Source organism: Promicromonospora sp. MEB111 (assembly GCF_030209445.1).
Taxonomy (GTDB): Bacteria; Actinomycetota; Actinomycetes; order Actinomycetales; family Cellulomonadaceae; genus Promicromonospora.
Window position 1 is genome coordinate 59,273 of sequence record NZ_JARVSD010000011.1, and the last position, 20,616, is coordinate 79,888.

The following is a 20,616-nucleotide window of genomic DNA, read 5'->3' on the forward strand; positions in this document are numbered from 1 at the left end:
ATGTCCTGGATCGTCCTTGTCGTCTCCGGCCTTCTCGAGGCCGTCTGGGCCACCGCGCTGAGCCGTTCGGAGGGCTTCAGCAACGTCGTCCCGAGCATCGTCTTCGGCGTGGCCCTCGTGGCCAGCATGGGCGGGCTCGCGTACGCCCTGCGGGACCTGCCCGTGGGTACCGCCTACGCCGTCTGGGTGGGTATCGGCGCCGCGACCACCGTCGTCTGGGCCATGGTCACCGGCGCCGAGCCGGTCTCCGTGGCCCGCGTGCTGCTGATCGCGGGCCTGATCGGCTGCGTGATCGGGCTCAAGCTGACCCACTGAGCACGGGAGCGGCGGCCCCGTCCGGGGCCGCCGCTCGTCGACAAGGGTCAGGACGCCGCGACGCAGCGGTAGCCGGCGCCGTCGGCCGGGTCGCCCTCGTAGCGGGTCACCAGCGGGTAGCGGCTGACCTCACGCGTGACGGTCCGGCCGTCACGCTCGGTGACGACGGCGGGCAGCGTCGCTGGGGCCTTCCCCTTCTCGACCCAGTCCACCAGGGTCACCAGCGGGTCCGTGCCGATGCCGCAGTGGTTCACGCCCGGGGGCAGGAACAGCCGGTAGAAGCTGTCGACCCGGGCGTTGCCGCCCATGGCCCGGTTGACGCGCTCGCGGTAGTCGACGGTGCCCTGGGTGGGCACGAGCTGGTCGGCCTGGCCGTGCCAGCTCAGCAGCTTGCCGCCGGAGCGGGCGAACGCGGACAGGTCCGGGTCGTCGCTGCCGATCACGGAGTGGAAGTCGCGCTGCGACGTCGCGAAGAGCTGTTCGAACTGCCGGTAGGTCAGGTGGGCGGTGTCGAGCTGCGGGTCCTGCGCGACGAAGTACTTGACCCACTGGTCGGCCACCACGAACGGCTGGCCGGGCGTGGCGAGCCAGTTGAATGCGGCGCCCTTGTTCGGCCCGTACCACAGCGGGTGACCGGACCGGCTGACCGGACCCTGCCAGATCTTGCGGACGGCGTCCGCGAGGTCCGAGCTGATGGTGTACGTCGCACCGTCGCAGTCCACCTGGGTGCCGACCAGCGCCCGCGGGTCCCACGTGCAGTCCTGCGGGTCGTCGATGATGCCGTCCCGCACGCCGTCGACCGTGTCGCAGGCCTCGACGGCCGCGGTGTTGAACGCCTCGATCTCGCACGGTGCGGGGGCGACGTCCTCCTCGTCGAACACGACCTGCGGCCACAGCGTGGCCACGGCGAACCGGTCCCAGCTCACCGCGGGAGCGCCGGCCAGGATGCCCTGGAAGTCCTTCGGGTACTCCTGCGCCGCCACGTACCCCTGGCGGCCGCCCGTGGAGCAGCCGTTCCAGTAGGAGTAGGTGGCCTTGCTCCCATAGAACTCCTTGGTCACGGACTTGCCGACCACCGCGAGGTCGTGCACCGACCGGGACGCGAAGTTCTCCAGGAGAGGCCCGTTCACCCGCCCGTCCGGCGTCAGCGCCCAGCCGCTGACGTCGGCCGGGGACTGGCCGATACCCGCGTCGGTGGCCGCCGCGGCGTAGCCGTTCTTCACGGCCGCCACCAGGGTGGCGCCCAGGTCGCCGGCCAGGTACGCGCTCCCGCCGGTGGCCTGGAAGCGGCCCGACCAGTCGGCCCGGTCCTGCGGCAACGACACCTTGACGGTCTCGTGGTCGCCGGCCCGGCCGTGTGTGAGGGTCACCGTGATGTCGCACCGGGCGGGCACGTCGGGGATCGGGGCGGGCGTCTGGAGCGGCGGCGTCGCCTCGGGGAAGGTGACGGTCCCGGCGGGGAAGGCCTCGGCGGTCACGGACTCGACCTGGGCGCCGCGCGGCGCGGAGACGGGTACGGGGGCGCACGACGACGCGGGGTGGGCGTCCTCGGCAGGGCTGCTCGCCGGTGCCGCGAGCGGGAGGAGCCCCGCCGCCGACACCGACAGCGCCGCCGTGACCAGCATGACTAGCTTGTTCATGGTGCACAGCCTGGCCGGGCGGCAGCCGGGGCCGCCCCAGGGAGACACCCTGGTGCGCCCCCGGGTGCCGGTCCCGCCCGGTGTAATCTCCGCGAGGAGGTGCGTGTGCGGAGCGAGACGGTGCTGCGCGGCCGGCGGCGCGAGACGGACGCGCTCGACGAGCTGCTGCGTGAGGTCCGGGCCGGGCACAGCCGGGTCCTGGTGCTGCGGGGCGAGGCGGGGATCGGCAAGACGGCGCTGCTGGACCACCTGTCCACGCGGGCGGGGAGTGCCCGGGTGGTTCGCACGGTCGGCGTGGAGCCGGAGTCCGAGATCGCCTACTCGGCGCTGCAGCAGCTCTGCGCCCCGCTCCTGGACCACCTCGACCGGCTGCCCGCACCGCAGCGGGACACCCTTGCCACGGCCTTCGGCCTGAGCCCCGGCCGCCCGCCCGAGGCGCTCCTGGTCGGCCTCGCGGTGCTCGGGCTGTTCGCCGAGGCCGCGGCCGAGCAGCCGCTGGTCTGCCTGGTGGACGACGTCCAGTGGGTCGACCGGATGTCGGAGGTGATCCTGACCTTCGTGGCCCGTCGCCTGCAGGCCGAGTCGGTCGCCCTGGTGCTCGCCGTGCGCAGCCCCGGCGACGAGCAGGTGCTCCCGGGCCTGCCCGAGCTCCGGGTCGGCGGCCTCCCGGACGCCGACGCCGCCGCGCTGCTCGACTCGGCGCTGCCGGGGCCGGTCGACGACCACGTCCGGGCGCGGATCCTCGCCGAGACGCGCGGCAACCCGCTCGCGCTCCTGGAGCTGCCCCGCGGGCTGACGCCGGCGGAGCTCGCGTTCGGGTTCGGCGCCCCGAGCCCGACGCCCGTCACGGACCAGGTCGAGGACGGGTTCCAGCGGCGCGTCGCCGACCTCCCCGCGGACACCCGGACGCTCCTGCTCACCGCCGCCGTCGAACCCGTGGGCGACGTGCCGCTGCTCTGGCGGGCGCTCGACCGGCTCGGCGTCGCCCCGGACGCCGCCGCGGCGGCCGAGGCGGCCGGGCTGGTCCGGATCGGCGCCCGCGTGCGGTTCCACCACCCCCTGGTGCGCTCCGCCAGCTGGCGCTCGGCCACGCCGGCCGAGCTGCGCGCGGCGCACCGGGCGCTCGCCGACGTGACCGACCCGGGCCAGGACCCCGACCGCCGCGCCTGGCACCGGGCGCACGCCGCGCTCGGGCCGGACGACGAGGTGGCCGGCGACCTGGAGCGCACCGCCGACCGGGCGCTCGCGCGCGGCGGGCGGTCCGCCGCGGCGGCGTTCCTGGAGCGCGCCGCCGAGCTGACCCAGGACCCGAAGCTGCGGGCCGAGCGTGTCCTGGCCGCCGCGCGCGCACGGTTCGCCTCCGGCGCCCTCGACGGGATACCCGGCCTGCTGTCGGCCGCGGAGCTGGGCCCGCTCGAACCGCTGCAGAGGGCCGGGGCGGAGCGGCTGCGGGCCCAGGTCGCGTTCGCGCTCGACCGCGGCCGGGGCGCCGTCGGGCCGCTCCTCGAGGCCGCGCGGCGGCTGGACCAGCTCGACCCGGCGGCGGCCCGCGAGGCATACCTCTGGGCGCTCGGCGCCGCCGTGCACGCGGGCCGGCTCGGCGACGACGACCTGCGGCGCGCGGCCGAGGCCGCGCGCGCAGTGCCGTCCGGACTTGACGTGACCGGCCTGTTCCTCACCGGGCTCGCCGTGCGGTACACCGCCGGGTACGGCCCCGCCGTGCCGCACCTGCGCGGCGCGCTCGCCGCGCCGGCCGACGACGACGCGGCGCTGCTGTGGCTGTCCGCCCCGGTGGCGCACGAGCTGTGGGACGCCACCGCCTGGTTCCGGCTCACCGAGCAGGCCCTCGCCTCCGCGCGCTCGGCCGGGGCCCGAACGGTGCTGCCCACGGCCCTGACCTTCCGTGCCGGCGCCCTGGTGGCGGAGGGCCGGTTCGCCGAGGCGTCCGACCTGCTGCGCGAGGCCGAGTCCTTCGCGAACCTGCCCCCGCACCCGTCCGCCGCGCTCACCCTCGCCGCGCACCAGGGCGTCGAGGAGCCCGCGATGCGCCTGGTCGACGCCACCGTCCGCGAGGCCGAGGCGCGCGGCGAGGGCCGCTGGCTCGGCCTGGCGGGCTACGCCGAGGCCGTGCTGCACAACGGGCTCGGCCGGTACCCGGCCGCCCTGGAGGCCGCACGCCGCGCCGTGGCGTACGACGACCTCGCCCTGACGGGCTGGAGCCTCGGCGAGCTGGTCGAGGCCGCGGCGCGCGCCGGGGAGGCCGGGGCAGCCGCCGAGGCGCGTGAGCGTCTCGCGGAGCGCACCGCCGCCGCGGGGACGCCCTGGGCGCTGGGCGCGCAGGCGCTCGCGGACGCGCTGGCGGGTCCGCCGGCCGCGGCCGAGGACCGGTACCGCGAGGCGATCGACCTCCTGGGCGGTACGCGGCTGACCCTGCTGACGGCCCGGGCCCGCCTGGTCTACGGCGAGTGGTTGCGCCGGGAGAACCGGCGCGCCGCGGCGCGGGAGCACCTGCGCGCCGCGCACGAGGTGTTCGCCGCGGCGGGTGCAGAGGGCTTCGCGGGGCGGGCGAGCCGGGAGCTCGCGGCGACGGGGGAGACGGTCCGCAGGCGCAGCGCCGGGCCGGCGGACGGGCTCACGGCACAGGAGGCGCAGATCGCGCGCCTCGCGGTGACGGGCCGGACCAACCCGGAGATCGGCGCGGAGCTGTTCCTCAGCCCGCGCACCGTGGAGTGGCACCTGCGCAAGGTGTTCGGCAAGCTCGGGATCGGTTCGCGGCGCGAGCTGGCGGCGGCGCTGCGGGAGCGCTGAACGGCGCCGCCCGGAAGGACGAGCTTTTCGCATCCCCGCGCCGAGTGCAGGCGGCTGAGCGAGAATCGTTGGGGTGATCGGCCATGACACCTGGTCGCCGACCCGCTTCGCGCGCAACGGCGACGTCCAGCTCGCGTACGACCGCTTCGGGCGGGGCGAGGGCACCCCTCTGCTGCTCCTGATGGGGCTGGCCATGTCGCGGTTCTGGTGGCCCGACGGTCTGTGCCGCGCGCTGGCCGACGAGGGCTTCGACGTGGTCCGTTTCGACCAGCGTGACACCGGGGACTCCACCCGGTTCGGCGTGAGCGAGCGGCGTGTCTCGTGGGCGGCCCTGTTCGGCGGGGGCTCGGTGCCCTATACGGCCGAGGACGTCGTGGACGACGCCGCCGCGGTGCTCGACGCCGTCGGCTGGGGCCGTGCGGTGGCGCTGGGGCACTCCCAGGGCGGCGTCGTGGCGCAGCGGTTCGCGCTGCGCCACCCGGAGCGGACGCTCGGACTCGTCTCGTGCGACGCCCCGCCGAGCGACGCCGCCGGGATCGCGGCGCTGCGGCACCTGCGGTACGGGCTGATCGCACGGCAGGTCACGGCGCGGCACCCGCGGACCCGGGAGGGCGACATCGCGTCCGCGCTCGCCGTCGCCAGGGCCATGGCGTCGCCGGCCTACCCCGTCGACGAGGAGGCGGCCCGCGCCCGGATCGAGCGCGGACTCGACTGCGGCCCGCGCGACATGCGGGCCATGGGCCGGCAGCTCCGCGCGACCTGGCACGGGCCCCGGCTGAGCGAGGTGCGCACCCCGACGCTCGTCGTGCACGGCGCGGACGACCCCCTGGTGCGGACGACGGCGGCCCGTGCCACGGCTCGCGCGATCCCCGGCGCCAGGCTCATGGTGCTCGACGACGTCGGGCACGACCTGCCGCCCGTCGTCTGGCCCACGCTGGCGCGGCAGGTCCGGGGACTGGTCCCGGTCTAGCGCCGCTCCGGCATCGGGATCCAGGTGTGCCAGGGCGTGACCCGGTCCACGTGGACCACGGCGTCGAAGGCCCGGCGGGCGTCCACGAGCTGCAGCTCGGTCCCGTTGTGCGTGCCGCGCGTCGCGTCGAGGGCGTGCGCGGCGCCGCCGTCGGCCGTGCGCAGGTCCACGTAGTACGAGCCCAGCCCGGGCGCGGCGAGCGCCGCGTCGAGGCTCCGCGGGTCCGGCGCACCGAGGTCCTGGGTGAACGGCGTGGAGTGGCCGGGGGCGTCGTCCGGCCCCGGCTGGTGCAGCCAGGCGGTGCCGCCGCCGAACGTGGTGCCCAGCACCACCAGGTCGTCGCCGAGCCGGTCGGCGAGCTCGCGGCCCATCGTCGTCATCGGCTGCGGCACGAACGGCGGCGCGTGGAACGGTGTGCGCTGCACGTGGCCGTTCGCCGCCGCGACCACCACGCGCGGCTCGCGATCCAGCACCCACCGCACCGTGTCGGCCATGGTCACGTCCCGGACGTTGCCCGGCGGGTAGGTGCGCGTCGCGCCCGCGGGCATCGCCGCGAGGAACGCGTCCGTCTGCCGCGCGACCCGCGCCGCGTGCTCCGCGAACGCCACCTCCCGCGGGTCGGCCCCGGCCTCCAGGTAGTCGATCCGGCGGGCCCGCACCCGCTCGGCCAGCTCACCGACCAGCGCCGTCAGGGCCGCTCGCTCCGCAGCCGGCAGCGCGATGTACGCGTGCAGCGCGGGCGCCGCCTGGGCGATCCCGGTCCGGTCGGCCGGGAGGTAGTCGAACAGCGGCAGCAGGTCCGCGCGCACGTGCGCCGCGAAGCCCGGGTCGGCGTCGTCCAGGAAACCCGCCACCGCCTCGACCGCCGGCCGGGCGCTCGCGGCCGAGTCCGGCACGTCCGCGCCGTGGAACCGCACGCCACCGTCGGTGCGCAGCCAGGTCAGCAGGTCGAGCATCTCCTGGCACCGGCCCATGCTGTAGGTGACGCCGCCCTCCAGCACCTCGCGGACCGGGAGCGCGCTGCGGCCCGCGACCCAGTCGTCCACGAGCCGGCCCTCCGGGAAGCCGGACTCCATCACGTACGCCGTGAACCCGTGCCGCGCCAGGAACCGCAGGATCCGGTGCCGCACGAGGTACATCTCGTGGATGCGGTGCATCGACTCGCCGATCGCCACCACCCGCGCGTCGCCGACGATCTCCAGCAGCGGCAGCAGGTCGGCGTCGTCGTCGGCATCCGGGTCCAGGGTGGCCAGGCGGCGCGCGTTCGCGCGCAGCCAGGCGGTCAGGTCGTCGCTCACCCCCGGAACGTAGCGCCCGCCCGACGCCGCACGGCGGGCTGTGCGCTCAGGGCGCAACCCGGCCCGCGCGCCGTCGTCGCGACGCGCGGTCCCTGGTGCCCGAGGGTCAGCCGCGCGCGCGGGGGTCCCGGCCGAGCAGGTGACGCAGCACCGGCTCCAGCGTGGGGTGCCGGAACCGGTGGCCGAGCGCGAGCAGGGCCTCCGGCGAGACCCGCTGGCTGGCCTGCGCGAGCTCGTCCGCGCCCTCCTGGCCCAGCAGCAGCCGCGGCCCGAGGTCGGGCACCGGCAGGAGGGCCGGACGGCGCAGCACCGTGGCCAGCGTCGCGGTGTAGTCGGCGTTGCGCACAGGGGTGGGTGCGACGGCGTTGACCGGGCCGGACAGGCGCTCGTCGTACAGCGCGCGGTGGTAGACGTCCACCAGGTCGTCGATGCCGATCCAGGACTGCCACATCCGCCCGTCGCCCAGCCGGCCGCCCAGGCCCGCGGCGAACAGCGGGTAGAACAGCCGCAGGGTGCCCCCGCGCGGTGACTGCACCAGCCCGGTGCGCACGGTGACCACGCGCAGGCCCGCCTCGGCGGCGACCGCGGTCGCCCGCTCCCAGTCGCGGACGACGTCCGCGAGGAACCCGTCCCCGGGCGCGCTCGTCTCGGTCAGCACCTCGTCGCCCCGGTCCGGGCCGTAGTAGCCGATCGCCGACGCGCTGACGAACACCCGCGGCCCGTCGGCGGTGCGCCCGGCGAGAGCGGCGATTGCCGTCGTCGGCCCGGTGCGGGAGCCGCGCACCGCGGCGCGGTGCGCGTCGGTGAACCGGCCCGCGATCGACGCCCCGGCGAGGTGGATCACGGCGTCGACGCCCCGCAGCAGGTCGTCGGCGGGGGACCGCGGGTCCCAGCGCCGTTCGTCGGGGCCGTGCGGCGCGCCCCGCACGAGCCGGATCACGCGGTGGCCCGCCGTGGTCAGGAACGACACCAGGGCGCTGCCGACCAGTCCCCGGCTGCCGGTGACCGCGACGACCTTGGGCCAGTCGCCGGCGTTGCGGGCGGTCGCCTGCGCCGCGAGGTCCAGACCGAGCTGGCGGTGCCGGTAGGCGAACATCGGCCGCAGCAGGGCCTCGGGCACGCGGGTGTCGACCGTGTCGGTGACCCGGGTGCCGCCGCCCTCCTCGTCGAACTCGTGGGTGTGCCGCCACGGCACCACCCAGCGCAGCGGCGCGGAGACCAGCTCGTCCACGAACCGCTCCGGCGGCTCGTAGCCGGTGTGCCGGGCCACCCACCGCAGGCCCAGCGGCAGCCGCAGCACGGCCGCCCCGCCCGCGAGCGTGGACGCCTCGCGGACCACGCGCAGGGGCGTCCAGGGTGGGGTGAGCCGCAGGACCGCGCCGGGCCGTTCGTGCCAGGCGAACACCTCGGGGCGCGGGTGCCCCACGACGCTCGAGTACGTCAGACCCATGGTTCCTCCCTACAGGTAGCCGGCCGCCGTCGCGATCAGGAGGATCGTCACCGCCGCGCCCGCGGCGTAGTTGACCCACAGGAAGTGCCGCCAGCCGCCGTTCGCGCGCGCGGAGTCCTCGTCGCTCACGGTGGCGTACGGCGCCGCGAGCACGAGGTAGGGGACGGCGAGCAGGCCCAGGAGTGCGGTGGGCCACCCGGTCGTGACCATCAGCAGGCCCGCGACGACCCACGCGCCCAGCGCGAGCCGCACGGTGGTGGCCGCGCCGAACGCCGTCGCGATCGAGGAGATGCGGCCCTCGCGGTCGGGCACGACGTCCTGCACCGCGCCGAAGGCGTGGCTGGCCATGCCCCACAGCAGGAACGCGCCGAGCACAGCGAACGTCTGCGGCGTCGGGTCGGCCTGGGCCAGCGCCAGTCCGTAGACCGCCGGGCTCACGAAGTGCACGCTGGACGTCAGGGAGTCCAGCACCGGCACCTCCTTGAACCGGAACAGCGGCGCGGAGTAGGCGACCAGCGCGAACAGGCTGACCGCGAGGACCACCCACGACACCGGCGGGCCCAGCAGCACCAGGGCGGCGACGAACGGCACGCAGGTCGCCACGGACGCGACGAGGACCGGGCGGTGCCGGCGCGGCGACAGCAGCGCGCCCTCGACGCCGCCCTTGCGGGGGTTGGTCAGGTCGGACGCGTAGTCGAACACGTCGTTGATCCCGTACAGCGCCAGGTTGTAGGGCACGAGGAAGAACAGCGTGCCCACGACGAGCGCGACGTCGACCGTCCCCGTGGTCAGCAGGTACGCGGCGGCGAACGGGTAGGCCGTGTTGATCCAGCTCAGGGGGCGCGACGCGCGCACCAGGTCAGCGAGCACGACGACTCCCGAACAGGGTCCAGAGGGCGGGCAGCAGGATCACGCCCGCCAGCGGGTAGGCGAAGTCCTCGACCGGCGCGAGCCCGATCCGGAGCCCCGAGATGTGCGCGTCGGCGTACGTGAACAACCCGCTCGCGATCATCAGGTTGTCGAAGACGGCGGTGAGCACCAGCAGGGCGACGGCGGCCAGGACGACCGGGCGCCAGCCGATCGGGCGGGTGCCGGGCGGCCCGGCGCGGCGGGCCGCGATCCGGTGCGCGACGGCGGCGACCACCGCCGCGACCACGAGGAAGAGCGCCGCGAGCAGCAGGTAGGTCATCGCGGCCCGTCCTCTCGGACGGCGGCCCGGCCCAGCAGCCGCTGCGCGCCCAGGACCAGGACCATCGTGAGCTCGCAGAGGAACGCCAGGAAGACGATCTCCTCCACCGGCAGCTCGGGGGCGAGCATGAGCCCGGTCATGTACGGGCCGGCGCCGTGCAGGAACACGCCGAGCCCGATGCCCGCCAGGTCCCAGGCCAGGAAGAACGCGGTGCCCGCGACCAGCACGGCCGCCGCGCGGCCCGGGCCGTCCCAGACGAAGAGCCGGAACCGCCGGTCCACCACGAGCACGCCCGCCGCCGAGACCAGCAGCACGGCGAGGTAGACGAAGCTCATGACTCCTCCCGCAGCGGCCCGGCGCTGGTGTCGCCCCGCAGCCGCTTGAGCACCAGCTCCGCGCTGATGAGGCACATGGGCAGGCCGATCCCGGGGATCGTCGTCGCCCCCGCGTACAGCAGGCCCGAGACGCGGGACGACGCGTTGGACCCGCGGAACATCGCGCTCTGCCGCAGGGTGTGGCCCGGGCCGAGGGCGCCGCCGCGCCAGGCGCCGAGGTCCCGCTCGAAGTCCGCGGGCCCGATCGTGCGCCGCACGACCACGCGTTCGGCGAGGTCCGGGGTGTCGGTCCACTTGGCGATCTGCGCGATCGCGTCGTCGACGACGCCCTCCACGCCGGGGTCCCCGGCGCCGTCGACCCCGCCCGCGCCGATCGACGTGTCGGCCGGCACGGGGACGAGCACGAACAGGTTCTCGTGCCCGGGCGGTGCGACGTCGTCCGTGGCGCTCGGCTTGCAGACGTAGAGCGACGTCGGCGTCCGCACGGACGGGTTCGGGCCGTAGATGGCGTCGAACCCCTCCTGCCAGTCGCGGGCGAACAGCAGCGAGTGGTGGGCCAGCCGGGGAAGCTCGCCGCGCACGCCCAGCAGCGCCAGCACGGCCCCGGGCCCCGGGTCGCGGCGCGTCCACCACCGGTCGCTCCGGCTGCGGTGCCGCGGCCCGAGCAGCTCGTGCTCGGTGACGCGCAGGTCCGCGGTCGAGACCACGACGTCGGCGGCCAGGTGGCGGGTACGGCCGTCCGGGCCGGTGACGTCGACGCCGGTCGCGGCGCCGTCGGCCACCGTGATGCGGCGCACCCGCTGGCCGGTCAGGAGCCGGGCGCCCTGGCGCTCGGCGAGGCGGGCGACCGCGTTGATCACCGCGCCGAACCCGCCGCGCGGGTACAGCACGCCCTGGGTCACGTCGAGGTGGCTCATCAGGTGGTACATGCTCGGCGCGGCGCTGGGCGACGTGCCCAGGAAGACCGCGGGGTAGCCGAGGATCCGGCGTACCCGCTCGTCCGTGGTGTGGCGCGCGATGAAGTGGTCCAGCGACTCGCCGAGCAGGCGCAGCAGCCGCGGGGCGCGCCGCACGACGTCCGGCGCGAGCAGCGGCGCGGGCGAGGCGAACGTGGCGTAGAGGAACCGCTCGGTGGCGATCCGGTAGGTCTCGGCGGCTGAGTCCAGGTACGCGCGCAGCCGCGGGGCCGACGCCGGGTCGAGCGCGAGCAGGGCCTCGCGTGCGCCGTCGGCGGGCAGGTCGAAGGGCTCGGCGTCGTCCTCGAAGAACACCCGGTAGGACGGGTCGAGGCGGATCAGGTCCAGCTCGTCGGCGGCGCTCGTGCCCAGGAGGCGGAAGAAGTGCTCGAAGACCTCGGGCATGAGGTACCAGGACGGGCCGGTGTCGAAGACGAAACCGTCGCGGTGCCAGCGCCCAGCGCGCCCGCCCAGCTCGTACCGGGCCTCCAGCAGGGTGACCGACGCGCCCTCCCGGGCCAGCAGGGCAGCCGTCGCCAGGCCCGAGATGCCGCCGCCGATCACGACCACGCGCCGTCCGGGCTGCCCGACGCTCATGCCGCCCATCGCCGGCCCGTCTGGGCGCCCGCCAGCGTGGCGACGACGATGCGCATCTTGACGGTGGTGGGCACCGAGACCCGCCGGACGTGCATCTGCGCCGCCGGCGTACTGCGCAGCCGGTCGTTGAGCTCGGAGAACAGGCCCGCCGCCAGCGCCGTCGCCCGCCGGGGCCCGGCCGGCAGCAGCGGGAGCACGGCGCGTGCGGCGGCCAGGTCCGCGTCGACGTCGGCCACGACGGCGGCCTTGCGGTCCTCGTCGAGCTGCTCGGGGCGGGCGCCCGGGAAGTAGGTGCGGCCCAGCCGCTCCTGGTCGTCGCCGAGGTCGCGCAGGAAGTTGATCTTCTGGAACGCCGCGCCGAGCCGGCGGGCGCCCTCCTCCAGCCGGGCGCGGACGCCCAGCGGTACGGGATGGCCGTCCAGGAACGCCCGCAGGCACATGAGGCCCACCACCTCGGCGGAGCCGTGCACGTAGGTGCGGTACTCGTCGTCGTCCAGCGCGACCACCGGGTCGAGGTCGCGGCGCATGGACGCGAAGAACGGGCGCACCAGCGTCTCGTCGATGCCGACGGCGCGCGCCGTCGTGCCGAAGGCGTGCACCACCATGTTGGTGCTGAACCCGCGGTCGAGCGTCAGGTAGGTCTCCTCCTCGAGCGCGTCCAGGGCCGCGCGGCGCTCGTCGTGCGCGAGCCCGGCCTCCTGCGCCGGCCCGTCGACGATCTCGTCGGCCACGCGCACCAGCGCGTAGATGTCCTCGATCATGCCGCGCGTGCTCGGCGGCAGCAGCCGCGTGGCCAGGCTGAACGACGTCGAGTAGGCGCCGATCACCTGGGCCGCGGCCGCGTGGGCGGTGTGCGAGTACAGGGCCAGCGAGGACGACGGGATCACGACTCACGCTCCGCGAGCCGCACGGCGAGCCCGGTCAGCTCCCGCTTCAGCACGGTGGGCAGCTCCGACCGCTCGACCATCGCGACGGCGGCCCGCCGCTTGGCGTCGACGAGGTCCAGCACCGCCGCGCGGGCGCCGCTGGCGACCAGGGCGGCGCGGAGCAGGTCGGCGTCGGCCTCGTCGAGCTCGGGGCGGCCCCACAGGTGCCGCACCGCCGTCCACTCCGGGTGTCCCTCCGCGCAGGCGACCAGCAGGGTGCGCTTGCCCTCGCGCAGGTCGCCGGTCGTGCTCTTGCCGGTACGGTGCGGGTCGCCGAACACGCCGAGCAGGTCGTCGCGCACCTGGTAGAGCATGCCGAGGGCGATGCCGACCTGCTCCAGCTCGGCCGAGGCCTGCGGGCTGGCGCCGGCCAGTGCGCCGCCGGCCCGCAGGGGTCCGGCGAAGGAGTAGCTGCCGGTCTTGTTGGCCATCATCCGCAGCACGCGGTCGGGGGTGGCCGGGGCGGTGCCCAGCCCGAACGCGACGTCGTCGTGCTCGCCGGCCGCGGCGCGGAACAGGCTCTCGGCGATGATGTCGGTCAGCTCGGCGCGACCCTCGGACCGGATTCGGCCGACCAGGGCGTACGCCGAGCTGAGCAGCAGGTCGCCGCCGAGGATGCCCGAGGCGGTGCCCCAGGCGGCCGCGGCGTGCGGGGACAGTCCGTCCTGGCTCGCGTCTCCCGCGAACTCGGCCGCCAGGTTGGGGCGCCCGCGCCGGGTGAGGTCGCGGTCGAGCACGTCGTCGTGCAGCAGCAGCGCCGTGTGCACCAGCTCGAACGCGGCGGCGGCCACGACGGCGTCCTGCGGGTGCGGGCCGCCGAACGCGGCGTGCGCGTCCAGCAGGAGCCGGGGGCGCAGGCGCTTGCCGCCCTCGCTCGACCGCGCCAGCCGGCGCCACAGCAGCGCGTAGTGCTCCGCGAGGGGAGTGGCGCGCCGGACGCGGTCGGCGAAGAAGTCGGCGAGCACCACGTCCACGGAGTCGTGGGTCAGCATCTCGGTCATGGCCACGACACGTCTCTGGCGGACCGTGTGGCCAGGGCGGCGTACAGCGGCATCTCGTCGGCCTGCTCCACGAACCAGGGCGAGAACGCCCACGGCGTGGCGCGCAGGGCCTGGCCGAGGGCTCCGCCGTCGGCCCACCTGGCCTCCATGGCCTCGTACGGGTTGACCAGCGGTTCGTCCTCGGTGACCGCGACGTAGACCGGGCACACCTCGTTCTCCACGATCCCGCTGGCGTCGACGGCGCGGTACCGGAAGTGCGGCAGCTCCAGTCGGAGCTCGCGCAGGCTCAGGCCGAGCTCGTCCTGCGCGCGGCGCAGGACCGCCTCCTCGCTCGGCTCGCCCGGCTCGGGATGTCCGCAGAAGGAGTTGGTCCACACCCCCGGCCAGGTCTGCTTGTGCAGGGAGCGCCGCGTGACCAGCACCTCGCCGGCCGGGTTGAGCACGTGGCACGAGAACGCCAGGTGGAGCGGCGTGTGCTCGGAGTGCACGGCACTCTTGAGCTCTGACCCGACGGGAGTCCCGTCGTCGTCGAGCAGGACCACTCTCTCGGTCGTCACAGTGAACCCTCTCGTGATTTTGCTAGCCTGGCTATATTCAAGCACAGGAAGCAGTTTTTCTCACTGTCGATCCTGGGCCAGTTCACAGGGGTCCTGGGTGAGTTCGGAGCGGTTCCGAGACCGGACGGGGTTCCGGTGCGCCACAATCGTCCGGTGACCGGCGACCGCTTCCTGCGCATCCACGATCCGGAGCTCGAAGCCAGGGGCGAACGCGTCCTGGGACCTGAGTTCAGAGCCATGCACGAGCGGGTCATGGAGGTCACGGCGCTCACCTCGCGCCTGAACATGCTCCCGTTCGACGACGAGGCGGGCAAGGCTGCCCTGTTCGAGCGGATCCTGGGTCGCCCGCTCCCGGACCGGGTCACCGTCTACCCGCCCTTCTACACGGACCACGGCCTCCGCATCGACCTGGCCGAGCGGGTGTTCGTCAACCAGGGCTGTACGTTCCTGGACTACGCCGGGATCCGGCTGGGCGCGGGCACGATGGTCGCGCCCCAGGTCACCTTCATCACGATGGGGCACCCCGTGGACCCCGAGGAGCGGCGGGCCTGGCTGACCGGCGCGCCCATCGACGTGGCCGAGAACGTGTGGATCGGCGCCGGCGCGACGATCCTGCCCGGCGTCAGCATCGGACGCGACGCCGTCGTCGCGGCGGGGGCCGTGGTGGCCGACGACGTGCCGGCGGCGAGCCTGGTGAGCGGGCCGAAGGGGACGGTGCGGAGGCGGTGGTAGCGCCCTCGCCCCTGCTCCTGGTCCCGTCCGACCCGTTCGCGCCCCGCGTCCCTGATGAGCACTTCGCGCAGGAGGCCGAGGCCGCACGGCACGTCGGCATGACGGTGGCGGTGGTGGACCACGACGCGATCGTCGCGGGCGATCTCCGGGTGGCATTGCGCCGGGTCGGAGAGTCCGACGTCGCGCGAACCGCCTGCGGGACTGACCTCGGGTTGCCCATGGCCCGGCGTAGGTTGCCGCGATGGACATGATCCTGGTTCTCCGAGGCCCGGTCGACGACGCCGACCTCTCAGCGCTGCACGACCGCGCGTTCGCCAGCCCGTCGGATGCGGTGACGCCGTGGTCCGAGCGCCTGGCCCGCCACAGCCTGACCTGGGTCACGGCGACCGATCCGACCGGGAACCTGGTCGGGTTCGTCAACGTGATCGGCGACGGCGGGGCCCACGCGGTGCTGCTCGACACGGTCGTCGACCCCGAGCACCAGGGACGGGGCGTCGGGCGAGCGCTGGTCGTGGCGGCCGCCGACGCCGCCCGCGACCACGGCTGTGAGTGGCTGCACGTCGACTTCGAGGAGGACCGGTCGCGGTTCTACCTCGACGCCTGCGGCTTCCGGACGACGGCGGCGGGGATCATGCGGCTCGCATAGGCCCCTGGGACATCAGCGGTTCTCCTGGATCATCGTGTCCGAGGCGTGGATGCACATCATGCGCAGCGTCCCGGTCCCGGTGTTGGTGAAGCCGTGCCAGACGTCGGGCTGGACGACGGCGGTGTCGCCGGCCTGGGCGACGACCGTCTCGTCACCGATGGTGATCGTGGCCTCGCCCTCCAGGACGGACACTTGGGTTCACGCTTGCTGCTGGGCGCGAATGCCTTCACGGTCCGGGCTGGTCGCCCTGTTCGCCGACTGTGCGGTGCGGGGCCAGGTCCAGGCGCACCTCATGATGAGGGCGAGAACGATCAATTCCAGTACGACACCAAGGCCGTAGAAGTACAGCCAGAACCCGCCCGCCACATTGAATACGGTGACGGGGACGTAGAGCGCGGCCACGACGAGGTTCGCGATGCGGGTCGCGCGGGCGGGCAGCGTCATCGACAGCACGATCATGAAGATCGGGATGGCCATGAGGGTCAGCGCCGTGGTCGAAAAGGTCTGGGAGAGGTCGAACTCGAAGACCCGGCCGTCGAGGATGTCTTCGACGATGCCAGGCGTGAAGAAGCCGAGAATGTCCACGTAGGCGTACAGGAACATGAAGCTTGTCCACGCTGCGGCGAGCTTGGCTCTCACAGGGATCCGCTGGTCTTCCAGTGTGGTGGTGGGCTGCCGTGTGCTCATTGTGGGCTCCGTTGTCGTGGTGAGGATCGGTAGGTCCACGCTCGCTGAGCTCGGCGGCGTGCGCACCGGCCCGGAGGCCGGAGGTCACCTGGCCGATGGGATGGTCTCTCTCTCGTGCTTTCGGCCGGTACGCCGAGGCACGCTGATCCCTAGGCTGGAGCCGTGGTCACCTTCCGGCGCTCCATCTGGCATGAGCCGCGGCCTGCTGACGCCCCACCCATCGGTCGGCTCGACTGGCTGCTGGTGGGCGTGTTCGCGGCCGCCGCCCTGGTCGAGGGCATCGTTCGGCCGGGCTTGGCCTGGCGACCCCTTGTGACGGTGCTCGCCCTGGTGCTGGTGCCTGCCCTGCTCTGGCGGCGGGCTCGCCCCCTCATGGCCGCCCTGGTCGGGTGGGGCGTCGCCGGGCTGCTCTCGGTCCTGCAGCTGACAGCGCACGCCGAGGACCTCGGCCTCTACTCCATGATGGCCGTCCTGATCCTGCTCTACTCCCTCGTGCGGTGGGGTTCGGGACGGGAGATGGTCCTGGGGACGGCGTTCGTGACAGTCGTCGTCGCGCTGGGGACGTACGCCTCCTCCGCGGGCTGGGCCGACGTCTTCGGCGGGAGCGTCCTCTTGCTGCTGTTCGTCGCTCTCGCGGCGGTGTTCCGCTACCGCGCGGACCTCTGGCATCGCCAACAGCGCGAGATCCGCAATCAGGAGCGGGTGGCGCTGGCGCGCGAGCTGCACGACACCGTGGCCCACCACGTCTCGGCCATCGCGGTGCAGGCGCAGGCCGGTGGCGTGGTCGCCGGCATCCAGCCCGAGAAGGCTGCCGAGGTCCTGGCCGCGATCGAGTCTGAAGCGTCGCGAACCCTGGCGGAGATGAGATCCATGGTGCGGGTGCTGCGTGAGGAGGAAGCCGTCGCCTACTCACCGCAGCTGGGTGTCGCGGACCTGCCGGCTCTGGCGCGCTCCGGCGCGACACCCGCCGTCGAGGTCTCGCTGGACGGTTCGTTGACCCGACTGGCACGACCCGTGGACGCCGCGCTCTACCGGCTCGCGCAGGAGTCGCTGACCAACGCCGTACGGCACGCCCGGAGCGCGACTCGCGTCGGGATCGACGTACGCCGGGAGGGCGACGCCGTCAGGCTGCGTGTCAGCGACGATGGACAGACCGAGCCGGGGCCAGCCCCGGAGCCTGGGTTCGGCCTGCTGGGCATGGCCGAACGCGCCAAGCTCCTCGGCGGATCGCTCTCGGCGGGGCCGGGGCCCGAGGGTGGCTGGGTGGTCGAGGCTGTGCTGCCGGTGGAGGCGCCGGCATGAGCATCCGTGTTGTCGTAGCCGACGACCAGGACCTGGTCCGGACCGGGCTGGTGATGATCCTCGGCGCGCAACCCGACCTCGAGGTCGTGGGGGAGGCAGCAGACGGGCTCGCAGCGCTTGACCTGGCGACCCGGCTGCGCCCCGACGTCCTCCTCGTCGACATCCGGATGCCGGGGCTCGACGGCATCGAAGTGACGCGGCGCCTGGCCGGGTCAGACGTGGCGGACCCGATGGCGGTCGTCGTGATCACCACCTTCGACCTCGATGAGTACGTCCTCGGCGCCTTACGCGCCGGCGCCCGCGGCTTTCTGCTCAAAGACGCCGGGCCGGAGCTCCTCGTGCAGGCCATCCACGCGGCGGCCAACGGGGACGCGCTCATCGCCCCCAACGTCACCCGCCGGTTGCTGGCGACCTTCGCCGACCAGGCACCGGTGGTACCGGTCCAGCCCATCGACCCGCTCACCGAGCGCGAGGAGGAGGTGCTCGCGCTGGTGGCGCGGGGCCGGACCAACGCCGAGATCGCCACCGTGCTCTTCGTCGGCCTGAGCACGGTCAAGACCCACGTCGCATCGCTGATGACCAAGCTCGGCGCCCGCAACCGCGTCGAGATCGCGATGTGGGCATACGACACCAGACGTGTGAGAGCCGACCAGTGAACGCGCAGCCCTTCTGATCAGGGCTGACTACGAAACGACGAGGCCCTGAATCCCCACGTCAAAGGGGGATTCAGGGCCTCGTTCCGGCTCCCGCGGTTGGACTTGAACCAACGACCGTCCGATTATGTCTATCCCCAGGTCAAGGCGCCTTCCTACGGTCGCTACCTGCGCCTCGTGGGCTCGGCGGTGGCGGCATGAGCCGGGCAATCGAGCGGTTCGCGCGGGAGGCTGCGCTTGAGGTAGAGCGCATCACGGAAGAGCGCCGGCGGTACCGCGCGCAGACGGCGGCCCTGGTGCAGCTCGGCGACCGGCTGACCGGCGCGCACGTCGAAGCGACCATCGGTGTAGACGCGCGGATCAGGGCCGACGAGGACGCGCTACGGCGCAAGTACTTCCCCAAGTCGGCTCAGCTGTGGGTGAGCGACTGGGACGGCTCGGTGCTCACCGTGAGCCCGACCGGGCGCCTGCGCACCGTGTACGAACCGGCGCCCAAGCAGACGTGCGGCGACGAACACCGCGACTGGGAGCACCAGGCACTCCCGTGGGTCTGCTCCCTCGAGCCGGGCCACGCCGGCGACCACGTCGCGATGGTCACCGACAAGGAGGCCGGCGACAACCTCGAGGTCAGCAGGTGGCCGGCGCGCACGACGAACCGGGCGCCGCTCGCCGAGCCGGGCGACGTCTGGCGGATCAAGTGAGCGCCCTCGAGCGGGGCGACGTCGTGCGCGTCGTCGCCGAGACGCTCGCCAACGGCGCGCCCCACCCGCACCACGGCAAGGCCGGCGTCGTGCTCGAGGTGCGCGGCGCCGGCCTCTACCCGGTCCGGGTGCAGGTCGCCGGCCGCGCTGTCATGTTCGCGGTCGACGAGCTGCAGCGCGACGTCGCCGCCGACGTCGCCGCGGGTGCGACGGAGTCCAGCGGGTGAGGTTTGCCCGTGTGATCCCGGTTTCTTCACCCCCCATTTCGTTTTCGCCTGGCGAAATCGACCATCGGCGCGCCTGCGTCAGATTGTTTCCCCCGGCATGTATGTACCCCGTGAGTGAAATATGACTGAGGCTGCATCCACCTGGCGACCCGTGGTCCGCGACTATCTCGACAGTCTGCGTGCCGCGGGTCGCCGTCCGTTGACCATCCGGCTTCACGAGCACTACCTGCGCCACCTGCAGCGGTACGCGCGGGACCCGTTCAACCTGAACATTGGCAACCTCGAGCGCGCGTTGACCGTGCGTCGGGACTGGACGCCGGAGACGATCCGGTCGGCGGCGTCGGTGTTCCGCGGCTTCACGAAGTGGATGCACGCCCGCGGCCTGATTCCGACCGATCCGGGCCTCTTGCTGCCGGCGGTCCGGGTGCCGGCCGGCGTCGCGCGTCCGATCCCCGATCCGATCCTGGACATGCTGCTGAGCGCGCATCCGCCGGGCCGGTCGCGGTGGCTCCTGCTGCTCGGCGGGCACTGCGGCCTACGGGTCGCCGAGATGGCGCAGGTGAGTACCCGCAACCTGGACGGCGATCTGCTGTTCGTCGTCGGCAAGGGTGGCAAGGAACGCATCGTGCCCGTGTTGGACGCGGACCTGCAGGCGGCGATCCGGAGCGGCGGCGGGTACCTGTTCCCGGGGCGGGCGGACGGGCACCTGTCAGCCGGCTACGTGTCCAAGCTGCTGTCCGAGCTGCTGCCGGAGCACTGGACGGCGCACACGCTGCGCCACCGGGCCGGCACGGCGGCCTACCGGGGCACGCGGGACATCCTTGCGGTGGGCCGGCTGCTCGGGCACGCGAAACCGGAGACGACGATGCGGTATATCCAGTTGCCGGCGGACGCGCTGTACGCGGTCGCGAGGGCGGCGGCCTAGGGCTGGGCGTCGGTGCGGGGCCACGCGGCCCATCATCCCCATATGATCCCGACATGACGAGTGACCAGGATGCGGCTGATGCACGCTTTATCCGTGTAGTGCTGGTGATCGTGGCCGGCGTCGTGCTCGTCGTCGGCCTGGTCCTGGGCGTGAGCTACTTCCAGGACCAGGCGCGCGACGACTGCCAGGTGGGCCGGATGATGGATGACATGACCGGCGGCGACGCGCTGAGCTGCTAGACCGGCAGGGCGACCACGGCGGACAGGATCGCGACGATGAGGGCGCCGGCCACCGTGCGGGAAAGCCAGCGCTGTGAGCCCTCGAGGTCCACGACGCGGTCTGTCAGGGCCTTTACCTCAACCTTGGTGCTCTGGACTTCCACCTTGGTTTCGACCGACGCGTTGACGGCGTCGCGCAGCTCGCCGACGTCGGTCCGGAGGTCATCCACCTTGGACGCGACGACCGCGAGCAGTTCGATGTCCGTGGCGCTCACTCGTCCGCCGGCACGTTGGCGATCGCCAACCCGGGGCCGGCCACGGCCGTAACGAGCGCGGCCCAGAGCGGCCACTGCTCGGCGGTCATCAGGCCGTAGCCGATGAGCAGCGGGCCAGCGGCAAGGGCGATGCCGTAGAGGTACCGGCGCTCTCCGGCAGTGGGCTTGCGGAGCTTCATAGGGGAGTCCTTTCGTGGGATTCATACAA

Annotated in this window: 25 protein-coding genes; 11 read left to right on the forward strand and 14 right to left on the reverse strand. The window is 73.9% G+C overall.

Translation table 11 applies throughout. From position 1 onward, the window contains the following. On the forward strand, positions 1-315 hold the full coding sequence (locus tag QRN56_RS13030; RefSeq protein WP_285103852.1) for a DMT family transporter: 315 nt from the start codon (positions 1-3) through the stop codon (positions 313-315). 47 nt (positions 316-362) lie between these two features. Here QRN56_RS13030 and QRN56_RS13035 read toward each other — a convergent pair whose 3' ends face one another. After that, positions 363-1,955, reverse strand: a complete 1,593-nt coding sequence (locus QRN56_RS13035) for a tannase/feruloyl esterase family alpha/beta hydrolase (RefSeq protein WP_285103854.1) — start codon at positions 1,953-1,955, stop codon at positions 363-365. A 105-nt stretch (positions 1,956-2,060) separates the two neighbouring features. Between QRN56_RS13035 and QRN56_RS13040 the strand changes: the two genes are divergently transcribed. Both QRN56_RS13040 and QRN56_RS13045 read left to right on the forward strand, forming a co-directional pair. Then, positions 2,061-4,763 carry a helix-turn-helix transcriptional regulator gene (locus tag QRN56_RS13040; RefSeq protein WP_285103856.1) on the forward strand — a complete coding sequence of 901 codons (2,703 nt, stop codon included), beginning with the start codon at positions 2,061-2,063 and terminating at the stop codon, positions 4,761-4,763. Between the two features lie 73 nt (positions 4,764-4,836). Then, positions 4,837-5,733: an alpha/beta fold hydrolase gene (locus QRN56_RS13045; protein ID WP_285103857.1), complete on the forward strand. Its 897-nt coding sequence runs from the start codon at positions 4,837-4,839 to the stop codon at positions 5,731-5,733. Here the strand turns inward: QRN56_RS13045 and QRN56_RS13050 are convergent. The 9 genes from QRN56_RS13050 to idi form a co-directional block, all read right to left on the reverse strand. Next, positions 5,730-7,031, reverse strand: coding sequence for an erythromycin esterase family protein (locus tag QRN56_RS13050; RefSeq protein ID WP_285103858.1), 1,302 nt, complete (start codon positions 7,029-7,031; stop codon positions 5,730-5,732). The genes QRN56_RS13045 and QRN56_RS13050 overlap by 4 nt on opposite strands. A 106-nt stretch (positions 7,032-7,137) precedes the next feature. Beyond that, positions 7,138-8,481 (reverse strand): TIGR01777 family oxidoreductase, encoded by a 1,344-nt coding sequence (locus QRN56_RS13055; RefSeq protein WP_285103860.1) that lies wholly within the window; start codon positions 8,479-8,481, stop codon positions 7,138-7,140. Positions 8,482-8,490: 9 nt separating this feature from the next. Further along, positions 8,491-9,351, reverse strand: a complete 861-nt coding sequence (locus tag QRN56_RS13060; RefSeq protein WP_285103862.1) for a prenyltransferase — start codon at positions 9,349-9,351, stop codon at positions 8,491-8,493. Further along, the gene (locus tag QRN56_RS13065) at positions 9,341-9,670 is read right to left on the reverse strand and encodes a lycopene cyclase domain-containing protein (RefSeq protein ID WP_285103864.1); all 330 of its coding nucleotides are present in this window, start codon (positions 9,668-9,670) and stop codon (positions 9,341-9,343) included. The genes QRN56_RS13060 and QRN56_RS13065 overlap by 11 nt, the downstream gene beginning before the upstream one ends. Continuing rightward, positions 9,667-10,005: a lycopene cyclase domain-containing protein gene (locus tag QRN56_RS13070; RefSeq protein ID WP_285103866.1), complete on the reverse strand. Its 339-nt coding sequence runs from the start codon at positions 10,003-10,005 to the stop codon at positions 9,667-9,669. The genes QRN56_RS13065 and QRN56_RS13070 overlap by 4 nt, the downstream gene beginning before the upstream one ends. Further along, on the reverse strand, positions 10,002-11,558 hold the full coding sequence (gene crtI / locus QRN56_RS13075; RefSeq protein WP_502928795.1) for a phytoene desaturase family protein: 1,557 nt from the start codon (positions 11,556-11,558) through the stop codon (positions 10,002-10,004). The genes QRN56_RS13070 and crtI overlap by 4 nt, the downstream gene beginning before the upstream one ends. Then, a complete protein-coding gene (locus QRN56_RS13080; RefSeq protein WP_285103870.1) occupies positions 11,555-12,445 on the reverse strand; it encodes a phytoene/squalene synthase family protein in 891 nt (296 codons plus the stop codon). The genes crtI and QRN56_RS13080 overlap by 4 nt, the downstream gene beginning before the upstream one ends. Continuing rightward, positions 12,442-13,485 (reverse strand): polyprenyl synthetase family protein, encoded by a 1,044-nt coding sequence (locus QRN56_RS13085; protein ID WP_285103872.1) that lies wholly within the window; start codon positions 13,483-13,485, stop codon positions 12,442-12,444. Before QRN56_RS13085 ends, QRN56_RS13080 begins: the two co-directional genes overlap by 4 nt. Continuing rightward, a complete protein-coding gene (gene idi, locus QRN56_RS13090; protein ID WP_285103874.1) occupies positions 13,482-14,042 on the reverse strand; it encodes an isopentenyl-diphosphate Delta-isomerase in 561 nt (186 codons plus the stop codon). Before idi ends, QRN56_RS13085 begins: the two co-directional genes overlap by 4 nt. 153 nt (positions 14,043-14,195) lie before the next feature. Here idi and QRN56_RS13095 point away from each other — a divergent pair, with 153 nt between their 5' ends. Both QRN56_RS13095 and QRN56_RS13100 read left to right on the forward strand, forming a co-directional pair. Beyond that, the gene (locus tag QRN56_RS13095; protein WP_285103875.1) at positions 14,196-14,774 is read left to right on the forward strand and encodes a DapH/DapD/GlmU-related protein; all 579 of its coding nucleotides are present in this window, start codon (positions 14,196-14,198) and stop codon (positions 14,772-14,774) included. 241 nt (positions 14,775-15,015) lie between these two features. Beyond that, complete coding sequence (locus QRN56_RS13100) at positions 15,016-15,420, forward strand: GNAT family N-acetyltransferase (RefSeq protein ID WP_285103877.1); 405 nt, start codon at positions 15,016-15,018, stop codon at positions 15,418-15,420. Positions 15,421-15,432: 12 nt separating this feature from the next. Here the strand turns inward: QRN56_RS13100 and QRN56_RS13105 are convergent, their stop codons facing one another. Both QRN56_RS13105 and QRN56_RS13110 read right to left on the reverse strand, forming a co-directional pair. Continuing rightward, positions 15,433-15,612, reverse strand: coding sequence for a cupin domain-containing protein (locus QRN56_RS13105; RefSeq protein WP_285103879.1), 180 nt, complete (start codon positions 15,610-15,612; stop codon positions 15,433-15,435). Between the two features lie 6 nt (positions 15,613-15,618). Then, the gene (locus QRN56_RS13110; RefSeq protein ID WP_285103881.1) at positions 15,619-16,107 is read right to left on the reverse strand and encodes a DUF6326 family protein; all 489 of its coding nucleotides are present in this window, start codon (positions 16,105-16,107) and stop codon (positions 15,619-15,621) included. Between the two features lie 162 nt (positions 16,108-16,269). On the opposite strand from QRN56_RS13110, the gene QRN56_RS13115 reads away from it, so the two are divergent. The 6 genes from QRN56_RS13115 (at position 16,270) to QRN56_RS13140 (ending at position 20,154) form a co-directional block, all read left to right on the forward strand. Continuing rightward, positions 16,270-17,409: a sensor histidine kinase gene (locus QRN56_RS13115; protein WP_285103883.1), complete on the forward strand. Its 1,140-nt coding sequence runs from the start codon at positions 16,270-16,272 to the stop codon at positions 17,407-17,409. Next, the gene (locus QRN56_RS13120; RefSeq protein ID WP_285103884.1) at positions 17,406-18,065 is read left to right on the forward strand and encodes a response regulator; all 660 of its coding nucleotides are present in this window, start codon (positions 17,406-17,408) and stop codon (positions 18,063-18,065) included. Before QRN56_RS13115 ends, QRN56_RS13120 begins: the two co-directional genes overlap by 4 nt. A gap of 194 nt (positions 18,066-18,259) precedes the next feature. Then, positions 18,260-18,763: a hypothetical protein gene (locus QRN56_RS13125; protein ID WP_285103886.1), complete on the forward strand. Its 504-nt coding sequence runs from the start codon at positions 18,260-18,262 to the stop codon at positions 18,761-18,763. After that, positions 18,760-18,990 (forward strand): hypothetical protein, encoded by a 231-nt coding sequence (locus QRN56_RS13130; protein ID WP_285103888.1) that lies wholly within the window; start codon positions 18,760-18,762, stop codon positions 18,988-18,990. The genes QRN56_RS13125 and QRN56_RS13130 overlap by 4 nt, the downstream gene beginning before the upstream one ends. 121 nt (positions 18,991-19,111) lie before the next feature. After that, a complete protein-coding gene (locus tag QRN56_RS13135) occupies positions 19,112-19,915 on the forward strand; it encodes a tyrosine-type recombinase/integrase (RefSeq protein WP_285103890.1) in 804 nt (267 codons plus the stop codon). Between the two features lie 53 nt (positions 19,916-19,968). Then, the gene (locus tag QRN56_RS13140; RefSeq protein ID WP_285103892.1) at positions 19,969-20,154 is read left to right on the forward strand and encodes a hypothetical protein; all 186 of its coding nucleotides are present in this window, start codon (positions 19,969-19,971) and stop codon (positions 20,152-20,154) included. Here QRN56_RS13140 and QRN56_RS13145 read toward each other — a convergent pair. Further along, on the reverse strand, positions 20,151-20,408 hold the full coding sequence (locus QRN56_RS13145) for a hypothetical protein (protein ID WP_285103894.1): 258 nt from the start codon (positions 20,406-20,408) through the stop codon (positions 20,151-20,153). The two genes, QRN56_RS13140 and QRN56_RS13145, sit on opposite strands and share 4 nt — an antisense overlap. Then, positions 20,405-20,587 (reverse strand): phage holin, encoded by a 183-nt coding sequence (locus QRN56_RS13150; RefSeq protein WP_285103895.1) that lies wholly within the window; start codon positions 20,585-20,587, stop codon positions 20,405-20,407. Before QRN56_RS13150 ends, QRN56_RS13145 begins: the two co-directional genes overlap by 4 nt. Positions 20,588-20,616 lie beyond the last annotated feature (29 nt).